Below are 11,176 nucleotides of genomic sequence, written 5' to 3' on the forward strand. Positions count from 1 at the left end.
GGGTAACTTCATCAACGCAAGGTGGATCGCCCTGTGTGCGTACCCCGCATGCATCGCGCGTTTGACACGCTTCGCGCGATTCGGCGCCGCGTTGCTGGCGGCACTGTTCTGCCTGCATGCGCAGGCTGCCGCGCCGGGTATCACCGGAACGACGTTCGATCTGAGCGCCGAGGCGAACCGTATCAGCCAGCCGGACGGCGCGAGCATTTACGCGTGGGGCTACGGGTGCCGCACGGCGCCCACGGGGTTTTCGCCGTCGGGCATTGCGGGCGCGAACTGTCCCAGCATGCAGGTTCCGGGGCCGACACTAATCGTCAAGCAGGGCGACGTCGTGACGGTCACGCTCACCAACAATCTGCCGGCCGCCGCGGGCAATACCTCGATCCTGTTTCCGGGCTTCCAGGTGTGCGCGGCGGTGCTGAATTCGGATGGCACCTGTCCGGCGACGCAGACCGGCGTGCCAGGCGTGTTGACACGCGAGGCGACCCACGGCAAAACGGTCACCTACAGCTTCGTGGCGGCGACGCCGGGAACGCATAGCTACTACAGCGGCACGCAGGGCGATTTGCAGATCGAAATGGGCTTGTCCGGCGCGCTGATCGTCTTGCCGACTTCCGCGCCCGGGACCCTCGCGGTGCCGACGGGCTGCCGCGCCGTGTCCTCGACGCTGCCCGACGGCCAGCCCGATTACCGGAATGCGGCGGCGGCCTACAACCATAGCGCGACCTGCTACGACCGCGAGTATCTGTTCCAGTTTGCCGAAATGGATCCGCGCATCCATTCGCAGGCGGAACAGCAAGCGGCCAAAGCGTGCACGCAGTCCACCGGTTGCATGACCGTCGAAACCGAGCCCTATCACCCGGCCTATTTCCTGATCAACGGGCGCTCCATGCCTGATGACATGGACCCGAACTACGCGCCGCAATATCCGAATCAGCCGTACAACGGCAATCCGCACATGCATCCTGGCGAACTGGTCTTGCTGCGGGTGATCGGCGCGGGGCGCTGGCAGCATCCGTTCCACGAACACGGCAATCACGTGCGCGTGCTGGCGCGTGACGGCAACCTGCTGCTGAGCAAGACGGATGCGACCAAGCTCGCCGGCCCCTTGCTGTTCACGACCACGACCACGCCGGGCCTCGCGATGGACGGCATCTTCTACTGGACCGGCAAGGGCCTGAATTGGGACGTGTACGGGCACAAGCCGGGCGACGGCAGCGTCTGTATTCCGGATGCGAACGGCTACTACACGGCCGACCCGAAAGCGCCGAATTACTACGAGTGGTGCGCCGATCACAACAAGGCGCTGGAAGCTCATCCATTTGGCAACGTAGGCAGCGGCGGTCCGGTCACCTTGCCGGATGCGCGTGTGCTGACCAACGGTGCCTGGTACGGTGGCAGTCCCTACCTCGGGCCCGACGCCACCGTTCGCGCGACCGCATACAACGGGACGACGCCGCCCAACGGCACGGTCGTGAATCCACCGTCCGCCGAAGCCGGCTTCGCCTACATGTGGCACTCACACAATGAACGCGAGATCACCACGAACAACATCTTCCCTGGCGGAATGATGATGATGATGCTCGTGGATCCACAGGCTTTCACGATCAACGAAGGTAATTAGAGGCGGGGAGAAACGCGATGAGATCCACCCAGTTCAAAGGGACGCTCCTCGGTCTGATCAAGGCGGGCGTCGCCGCAACGATCCTGCTCACGGCGAGCGGCATGGCCTTTGCCCAAAGCGTCAGTCTCACGGCGCAGGCCTCGACGATTGCGCTTCCCGACGGACAGGTCGTGCCGATGTGGGGTTACGCCTGTTCAGCGGCGGCGACGGCGCCCGCTACATGCGCGGCGTCGAATGCGGGCGCGGGCGCAAACTGGTCGCCTGTCGTGATCACGGTGCCGCCCGGCTCGCTGACCATCAATCTCACGAACAGTCTGCCGGGCTCGATACCGACTTCGCTTGTCGTGGTCGGCCAACTCGGTGTCGGCCAAGGCACGACGGCGACGAGCACGGCAAGTCCGGTGCATGCGACGCAAACCGCGACCACCTGGCCGATCGCCAGCAGCGCGAGCGGCGCGAGTTTCACGCCGCCCGCCCAGCCGCCGCGGGTGCAGTCGTTCGCCAACGAAGTGACGCATGGCAAGACGACCTCCCTGACCTGGAACAATCTCAGCCCCGGCACTTACCTGATCGAGTCGGGCACGCATCCGTCCATTCAGGGGCCGATGGGTCTGTACGGCGTATTGGTGGTCAGAACGCCGGCCAATGGCTCGACGCGCGCGCTGGCCTATCCCGGCGTCAGCTATGACGCGGACGTGCCGCTCGTGCTGAGCGAAATCGATCCGGTGCAGAACGCCGCCGTGGCATCGGCGGTGACGACGTCCGGCTTCAGCGAAACCACGGTGTGGTCCGGTCAGCCAGGCGGTTGCGGCAATCCGTCGTCGTCGACGTATGGCACCTGCTATCCGCCGGCGGTGAACTACGACCCGCGCTATTACCTGATCAACGGCATCGCGTTCGACCGCAACAACGCGGCCGGTTCGACCTTTGCGGCTGCCGCGCCGGCCTCGACGGGGCTCGTGCTGCTGCGCTTCGTCAATGCCGGGCTGCGCATGCACGTGCCGTCCGTGGTGGGCGCGCAAACCGGCAACGCGCCGGTGTCCGGATTCTCGCTGCTGGCGGAGGACGGCAACGTTTTGCCGGGCAATCTGCGGGTCCAGTCGGAGGTGTTCCTCGCTGCCGGCAAAACCTATGACGTGCTGATGAATGCGCCTGCAACGGGCGCACTCGCGTTGCCTGTGTTCGATCGCGAGCTGAGCCTGTCCACCAATAATCAACGCGATGGCGGCATGCAGGGGTATATCAGCGTGAACGGTGGCGCAACGCCGGTGTCGACGGCTGCCAACACCGGCGCCGTAGCCAACCCCGACAAGTATTTCCTCGTGCCCGGCAACACCCTGAGCGTGACCGATCCCGCACGCGGCGTGATTGCCAACGATGTGGGCGTCTCCGGCGTGCAGGTCAAGACCCCGCCGACAGGCGGCGTGCTCACGCTGAATCAGAACGGCACCTTCACGTATGTGCCGAACAGCGGCACGACGTCGGACAGCTTCGTCTATCAGGCGAACGGCAATCCCGCGCTGACAGCGCTCGTGACGCTGGCGCCATGCACGGCAAGTTCTCATTGCCTGTCCGGCGCACCCACCGCCCTAAACGACACGTACACCAGCAATGTCGCTTCGCTCCTGCACATCGGCGCTCCGGGCGTGCTCGCCAACGATACGGACCCGTCTGGCCTGCCGCTCACCGCGGTCCTGACGAGCACAGACCCGGGCGGCACCGTCACGCTGAACGCCGATGGTTCGTTCAACGCCGTCCCGTCGACGCCGCCGGTGGGCAACGCGACGGCCAAGGTGACGTTCCACTACAAGGCGGTCAATTCACAGAACACGGCTAGCGCAGCCGCAACGGTCACCGTGACGTTCAACGGCGGCAGCGGACTCGCCGTGGCGGTGAAGGACGCGCCAACCGGCATTGCGATCAAGGACTATCGCTGGATCATCGAGGAGGACCGCACGTTCCAGATCGACCCCGCCTGTCAGGTGAACGGCGCCGGGCGCCCGAGTACCTGCCCGCCGCTGCCTGTGCCGAGTCTCGGCACCAGTTTCCATACCAGCTATATGCCGGTCATCGCGTCGGGCTGCGTGGGAACCATAGCGTGCGAGTCGGGGCAGACGGTGTTTGATCCGACCACCAACACGCATGTGGCGGCCGTGTGCGACGTCGGCGATGGAGCATGCCGCACGACCGCCGCGCAACAGACTCCGGTCGATCCGTCGCAAGTGGCGCTTGATCCAACGAAGCACTATTACATTTCGATCCTGCCTGGCGACGCGGGCAACACGTTCGCGCAAGGCTCCGGCGCGCCGGTAGCAGGGACGAACGGTGCGCTACGGCAATTCGACATCTCGAAGGACTGCCCGTCCGGCCCGAGCGGCGCGGACTTCGCGCCCGGTACCGGCAAGTGTGGTCACGCGATGGGCGGCGCGCCGATCGCACCGGCACAAACGGCGGTGAACGTGCTGTTGCAACAGACCCCGCTGCAGACCGCGAAAATTTCCGTGTTCGTGTTTGAAGACGACGCGCCGGTCAACGGTGAAGTGGACGTGAGCGGCGGTACGGATGCATTCGGCACGGCGCGTGAACCGGGCCTCGGCGGCTTCGAAATCAAGCTCTTCGACGACGCGGGCGGCACGGGCGATGCGACCGGCCAGATGAGCTACGACATGTTCAACAATCCGCTGTCCAACTCGCTCGCGGGAATGAAGGACCCGGCCACCGGTCTCGACGCTTGCCCGATCTCGAAGACGACGCATGACGGCATCGTCGGCATGATCCCGACTTGCCCGAAATTCGAGTCTGACGGCAAGACGCTGTCGCCGCTGGTGGGCCAGGCGATCATCGCCAATCTGATGCCGGGGCGCTTCGGTGTAGCCGCGTACCCTGCGGCCGACCGCATCGCACGCGGCGAAGAGTGGCTGCAGACCAACACGCTCGACGGCCAGAAAGCGCACGATGCGTTCATCAAGGTCGGCGGCCCGGCGTACTTCCAGGAATTCGGGCCGGCGGGTTTTCACGTGACGATCGGCTTTGCCAATCCGAAGATCATCAATGCGCGGCTGCCGCTTCTTTGCAAAGGCGTGACCTGCAACAACGGCATCAAAGGCCAGATTACCAACCTGCACTACAGCCGGCCGCCTAACGAAAACCTCTACGGCGCCGGCTCGCGCAACTCGCTCAGCTTCACGCAGTGCTACGTGAGCGTCGGCGATCCGGACGGCGAGGATGTCGCCTTCACCAAGTGCGCGGCCGACGGCTCGTTCAGCATCAGCGGCTTGCCCGATGGCACGTACAGAATCACGGTGTTCGATCAGTGGAACGATCAGATCGTCGACGGGCTGGCAACGGCCGTCGCGGTGAAGGGTGGGCAGACGGCGAACGTCGGCGAGCTGTCGGTGCTTCAATGGCACACCAATCTGTACACGCGAACCTTCCTCGACACCAATGGCAATGGCGTGTCGGATGCCAGCAAGCCCGGTCTCGCGCTCGTGCCAACCACGATCCGGTTCCGCGACGGCAGCTATTCGAATTTCCTGACCACCGACATGAACGGCTATGCGTCGTTCAACGAAGTATTCCCGCTGTTCAACTGGTACATCGCGGAGACCGATACGACGCGCTACAAGCAGACCGGCGTCCATGCGGTCTACGACGCGGGCGGCCCGCCGGATGGCACACTTGGCGGCGGTACCTCGACCATTGCGGCTCACTACGCCAATACGAAGGAATCCGCGACGGCACACCTGCCGACTAACCTGCGCTTCCCCGGCTCGGTGTATTGCAACGACGCGGACTGCAACGATCGCTCAGGCACCAATCCATCGACGGGACGGATCGATCCGCCATGGGTGACGACCATGGGCTGGCAAGGCTTCTCCGGTCAGAGCTCGTTCCTCGAATTCGGCAAGACGCCGTTCGGCCCAACTGAGAATGGCGGCATTCGTGGCGAAGTGGTCTATGCGTCGACACGGCCGTTCGACGACCCGGCCCAACTCTCTCACAATAGCTGGACGCCGAATGTGCCGAACGTCACGGTGAACCTCTATCAGGAGAGCGTTGCCGCGGACGGCACCCAGAGCCTCGCGCTCGTGGATACGACCAAAACCAGCAGTTGGGACGACTGGGCGCAGGGCTTCCGTTCGGACGGCGTGCCGAACATGAACTGTCCCGGCCAGGAAACCACGGACCCGTTCTTCTTCACGCTGAAAAACTCGCCGCAATGGCTCGATCCCCAGCAGCGCGCGTTGCCGGCGAACTCGCAATTCAAGTGCTATGACGGCATGCACGCGTTCAACCAGTTGCAGCCCGCGCCGTATGACGGGATGTACCAGTTCCCGAGCGTGACGGGCCGCAACCCGACCACCGGCAAGCCGACCGGCACGAACTGCTCGATCTGCGTGACGAACCCGTCCGGCGACGGCACGAAGATGCTGCCCGCAGGCAAGTACGTGGTCGAAGTCATCGTGCCGCCGGGTTATGAACTCGTGAAGGAGGAGGACAAGAACATCCTGATCGGCGACAACTACATCGCGCCGGTGACGCAACAGTTCGGCAGTCTCGGCAACATCTTCATCCTGCCCGACCAGGCGGCGGTGAATTCGAGCTACAACGCGAACAATGCGCAGAACCCGACCACGGATCTCGGCATGCAGCCTCGCAACGAAGAGGTTACGGGCGTCATTCAACCGTCCTGGCCGTGCGTCGGTGCGCTGCGGATCGTGCCGGACTTCATCAGCCTGTTCCCCGGCTCGCAGGAAGTCGCACCGTTCGCGGGCGCGTCGCGGCACCTGTGCGACCGCAAGGAAGTCACGCTGACCAACCAGATGTCGGCGGTCGCGAAGTTCTGGATATTCAGCTCCACGCACGTCGCCGCTCACTTCACGGGCTTCATGCTGGATGACTTCTCGTCGGAGTTCGACCCGTACTCGCCGCAGTTCGGTGAAAAGTTCGCGGTGCCGAACGTGCCGGTTTCGCTGAAGGACTTCGCCGGCAACGAAGTGTCCCGTGTGTATGCGGATCAGTGGGGCATCTTCAACGGGCTGCAATATTCGACGTGGGAAGTGAATCCGCCGAACCCGACGGGTTACGCGCCGAACATGATGGTGGCCTGCATGAACGATCCCGACAAGCCTGATCCGGCGCACCCCGGCCAGACGATCCACGACTCGCTCTATAACCCGGCGTACAGCCAGTTCTGCTACGAGATTCCGTTCATGCCCGGACAGACGCAGTACATGGATACCCCGGTCGTGCCCGTCCAGGCCTTCGCGGATGGCTACAACCAGCCTGACTGCGCGTATCCCGACGGAACCCCGGCCGTCTCGACGGTGACCGGCGACACGATCGGCGGCAGTGGGGCAGGTCCGTGGGTCAGTGCGGCCGGCCATACGCTGACGATCAAAGCGCTCGGCGATCAGACCGTAGTCAACCATGCCTATAGCGGGCCGGCTCAGACCAAGGCGCCGTTCAACCAGAAGTTCGTCACGCGTCACTATGGCTTCGGGGCCGCGCAGGGCACTGGCACGGTCACGATCGGCGGTGCCGCCGCGACGGTGACCTCGTGGAGCGACATGCAGATCACAGTGACGGTGCCTACGCTGAGCAAGACGCAGTCGAGCTGCACGATCCAGCAGATGGGCGTAACCACGGCGACGAGCTGCGGTGAACTGGTGATCACGGCCGGCAACGGCAAGAAGTCGATCGATACGGTCACAGTCACGATCGGCGGTAAGGCGCCTACCTATGTGGCTGGCGAGAACGGCACGAGCAACGCCATCCAGACCGCCATCGACAAAGCAACCCCGGGCGACATGATCATCGTCGGCCCCGGCGTCTACAAGGAGATGCTGTTGATGTGGAAGCCGGTTCGTTTGCAAGGCGTCGGCGCGAGCTCCGTGACGGTCAACGCGAATCCCCACCCGTCCGGCAAGATGGACCCGTGGCGCAGGCAGGTCGACTGCCTGTTCGGCGTGGCGCTCAACGGTGGCCTGATCAGCTCCAGTAACTCGTACGACCCGACCGGCACGTACTCGTGCAGCAGCGCGATGCAACGGCAAGTGGATGCGATTCCGCTGGAACCGACGATTGGCTGGGACAACACGCTCAACGGCAATCTCGGCGAACTGCTGATCGAACCCACGCTGATGGGAGCCTACGAAGGCGCCGCCATCACGGTGCTCGCCAAGGGCGTGGCCGACGTGAACGGGCAGGCAGACGCGAACTGCACGGCGAACGGCATCTGCACGCCGCTCACCAGCAGTAAAAAGGATTGCGCTCAGTACCCCAGCAACTTCCTGTGCAATCCGTCGCGGGTGGACGGCATGACCTTCACGAATAGTTCGCAAGGCGGCGGCGGGATCTTCCTGCACGGCTGGAACCACTACACGGAGGTGTCGAACAACCGCGTGTCGAGCAATGCCGGAACGCTCACGGGCGGCATCACGGTCGGTCAGGTCGAAGTGCCGGACGGCACGATCGCGGCGAACGGCGTCACGGAGCTGCCGTTCGGGTACAACACATTTGTGAACGTGCACCACAACGCGGTGACCTCGAATGCAGCGTATGGCGATGAAATCAACTCGACGACGCCTTCGTCCGCGGCCGGCGTGACGTTCTGCTCGGGCGCCGACAACTATCACTTCAACTACAACTTCGTGTGCGGCAATATCAGCAGCGGCGACGGCGGCGGCATCGCTCACTTCGGGTTCAGCTACAACGGCGACATCTCGCACAACTGGGTGATCTTCAACCAGAGCAACAACCCGACGTTGCCGACGTACGGCGGCGGCATCATCGCCCAGGGCGTGCCGCCGGACGGCACCTTCTGTGAAAACTCGGCGGTCGACATCGACTGCGCGCCGCAGCTTTCCGATGGCGTCGGTCCGGGCCTCGTGATCGACGGCAACCTGATTGTCGGCAATACCGCGGAAAGCGGTAAAGGCGGCGGTCTGCGTTTGCAGAACATCAACGGCACGGACGTGCAGCGCAGTCCGAGCGACAGCAAATCGTGGAACGACGTTACCGTCATCAACAACATCATCGCGAACAACGTGGCGGGCTGGGCGGGCGGAGGCGTGTCGCTGCAGGACGCGGTGGCGGTGAGCTTCATCAATAACACGGTGATTTCGAACGATTCGACTTCCACGGCCGGTGTGCTGTTCAATACGGCGCTGGCTGCGCAGGCGAACGTCGGGCCGCCGAACTGCACGACGGTGGGCGCCGAAACGACTTGCAGCCCGATCACGACGTCCGTGTTCCAGCCGGCGGGTCTCGAGGTCGCGCGGCATACGGCGAACTTCATCAGTGCGTTCGCGAATTCGAAGAAAAACCTGAAGTGTCCTGGCAACGTGTCGGACTGCCAGACGTTCTCCGACCCGGTGCTGACGAACAACGTGTTCTGGCAAAACCGCTCCTTCTATATCACCGTGGCCGGACTCGATCCGAACATTCAGGGCCGGCAGAACATGGTCACGTTGAACCCGACGCTGAACCAGGCGGGCCAGAAGACCGGGTATTGCGATCCGCATGCGATGTATTGGGACATCGGCGCGTATGGCGATGTGAAGCCCGCGACTCACGAGTCGGGGGTGACGCTAGCCCCGCAGTATTCGATCCTGACCGATGCCGTCGATTACCCGAACGCGCACAACATCGGCACGAATCCGGGCGTCGTCAGCCAGTACTGCAACGGCTCGCGTGTGCCACCTGAAGCTGGAGGGGTCGGCTTCGCGGTGCCTCCGGGGATTGCCGACACGGTGCTGCCGAATCCGCTCTTCAGCCTGCTGCCGTCGGCCACGCCGGATGAAGGCAACAACTGGATCAACATGTCGTATGGGCCGCTGTCGCTGTCCAACGCCACGATCACGACGGGAGCCGGCTACGGCGTGCCGCTCGGCGACTATGCGATCCAGTCGAATTCGCCGGCCGTCAACGCAGGCGTGGCGGCCGGTGCGCCGAACCACGACTTCTTCGGCACGGCGCGCCCGCAGGCCGGGGGGATCGATATCGGCGCGGTCGAGTTGCCGAGCAATGGTAAAAATGCCGGTCTCGCCGGGCTGGTGACAGGAAGCTTGCTGCCGTTCGGTCCCGGGGGACTCTTGCCATGAAACACCCATCGTCTCCGGCGTGGCGAGCCGCGTTGGTTCTAACGGGTGTCTGTCTGGCCGCGGTCATGCTGGATGCAGCCGCGGCGCAGCAGAACCCGGCGGCGGCAGCGACTTCGACAAAGGCGTCACCGTATATGCCGGTGAAAGTGCCGCAGCACGCGCAGCAGCTGTATCAAATGATGCATGGCGTCGACAACCTGAGCGTGCGGCGCACCGCCTCCGGCAATCTGTTGCGCTTCAGCTATCGCGTCACCGACCCGGCGGTCGCGCAGTTGCTCGGCGACAAGAACTCGACGCCGTATCTGTACGGCGAGAGAAGTCATGCATTGCTCGAAGTGCCGGTGATGGACACGATCGGCCAGCTTCGGCAGACCGGTCCGCAGGAGGTCGGCCAGCAATACTGGGTGGTGTTCTCCAACAAAGGCAACCTGATCAGGGCAGGCGATCGCGTCAACGTGCTGATCGGCACGTTTCATATCGATGGACTGGTGGTCGAATGATCGCGCCAGCGATCCGCGAACAAAGGGAGGGGTGAGCCATGAAGCGGTTGTTTTCGATGACGGTGCCGATGGCGGCCTTGCTGGCCGCGGCCCTGATGCCGGCCGCGGCGTCGGCGGCCGACCTGAGCGCGGCGCAGATCGTGGAGCGCAACGTCGCTGCGCGCGGCGGTCTGAAGGCGTGGCACGCCGTCAACACGATAACGATGACAGGTCAGATCGACGTGGGCGGCACCAAACCAGTCAAGCTGCCGTTCACGATGACGATGAAGCGGCCGCACAAGAGCCGCTTTGAACTTCGTTTCGACAATCAGACCGCGTATCAGGTCTACGACGGTTCACAAGGCTGGAAAGTCCGGCCGTTCCTCGGACGCAATGACGCCGAGCCTTATACGTCTGCCGAAGCGAAATCGGCCGCGAACACCGCCGATCTCGACGGCCCGCTGATCGACTACGCGAGCAAGGGCAGCCAGGTCGCGGTGCAGGGCATGGATACCGTGGAGGGCCACCGCGCCTATAGGCTCTTGCTGACGACGAAAGATCACACCGAGCGTCATGTGTGGATCGACGCGACGAACTTTCTCGAGCTGAAAATGGATGGCGACCCGCGCAAGCTCGACGGGCGCATGCACAACGTCGCCGTCTACTTCCGCGATTACCACGCGGAAAACGGCCTGGTCGTGCCGCATACGCTCGAGACAATAGTCGCGGGCGTGAAGCAGGCCCATCAGATGACGATTCAGCACGTGACGGTGAATCAGGCCGCCGACGATTCGCTGTTCGCCAAGCCGCAACTCGCCATGGTCAAGGTGCCGGCTCGCTAGCGACGGCAGCACCCCGGGAGAAGGTGATGAAACGGATTGCTTGGTGGTGGCTGCTTGTGGCGATCGCCGCCGCGTTCGTGCTGGCGCAAGTGCCGGCCGCGAGGTCGGACGACAGCCTTGGCACGG

General features: G+C 63.9%; 4 protein-coding genes. All 4 read left to right on the top strand.

Annotated features, from left to right (window positions below):
• The first annotated feature begins 61 nt into the window (after positions 1-61).
• From QFZ91_RS23530 to QFZ91_RS23545, 4 genes are read left to right on the top strand one after another with little or no spacing between them, the layout of a single operon-like run.
• Complete coding sequence (locus QFZ91_RS23530) at positions 62-1,624, top strand: multicopper oxidase domain-containing protein (protein WP_429568685.1); 1,563 nt, start codon at positions 62-64, stop codon at positions 1,622-1,624.
• 17 nt (positions 1,625-1,641) lie between these two features.
• Complete coding sequence (locus QFZ91_RS23535) at positions 1,642-9,729, top strand: Ig-like domain-containing protein (protein WP_429568596.1); 8,088 nt, start codon at positions 1,642-1,644, stop codon at positions 9,727-9,729.
• Positions 9,726-10,229, top strand: a complete 504-nt coding sequence (locus QFZ91_RS23540) for a hypothetical protein (protein ID WP_429568597.1) — start codon at positions 9,726-9,728, stop codon at positions 10,227-10,229. The genes QFZ91_RS23535 and QFZ91_RS23540 overlap by 4 nt, the downstream gene beginning before the upstream one ends.
• Positions 10,230-10,267: 38 nt before the next feature.
• On the top strand, positions 10,268-11,050 hold the full coding sequence (locus QFZ91_RS23545; protein WP_429568598.1) for an outer membrane lipoprotein-sorting protein: 783 nt from the start codon (positions 10,268-10,270) through the stop codon (positions 11,048-11,050).
• Positions 11,051-11,176: the final 126 nt, after the last annotated feature.

Source organism: Paraburkholderia sp. JPY419 (assembly GCF_050435705.1).
GTDB classification, from domain to species: domain Bacteria; phylum Pseudomonadota; class Gammaproteobacteria; order Burkholderiales; family Burkholderiaceae; genus Paraburkholderia; species Paraburkholderia youngii.

Excerpts from the sequence above, each read along its gene's own strand:
- QFZ91_RS23540 (WP_429568597.1), top strand. The coding sequence starts at position 9,726 with ATGAAACACCCATCGTCTCCGGCGTGGCGAGCCGCGTTGGTTCTAACG.
- QFZ91_RS23535 (WP_429568596.1), top strand. The coding sequence starts at position 1,642 with ATGAGATCCACCCAGTTCAAAGGGACGCTCCTCGGTCTGATCAAGGCG.
- QFZ91_RS23545 (WP_429568598.1), top strand. The coding sequence starts at position 10,268 with ATGAAGCGGTTGTTTTCGATGACGGTGCCGATGGCGGCCTTGCTGGCC.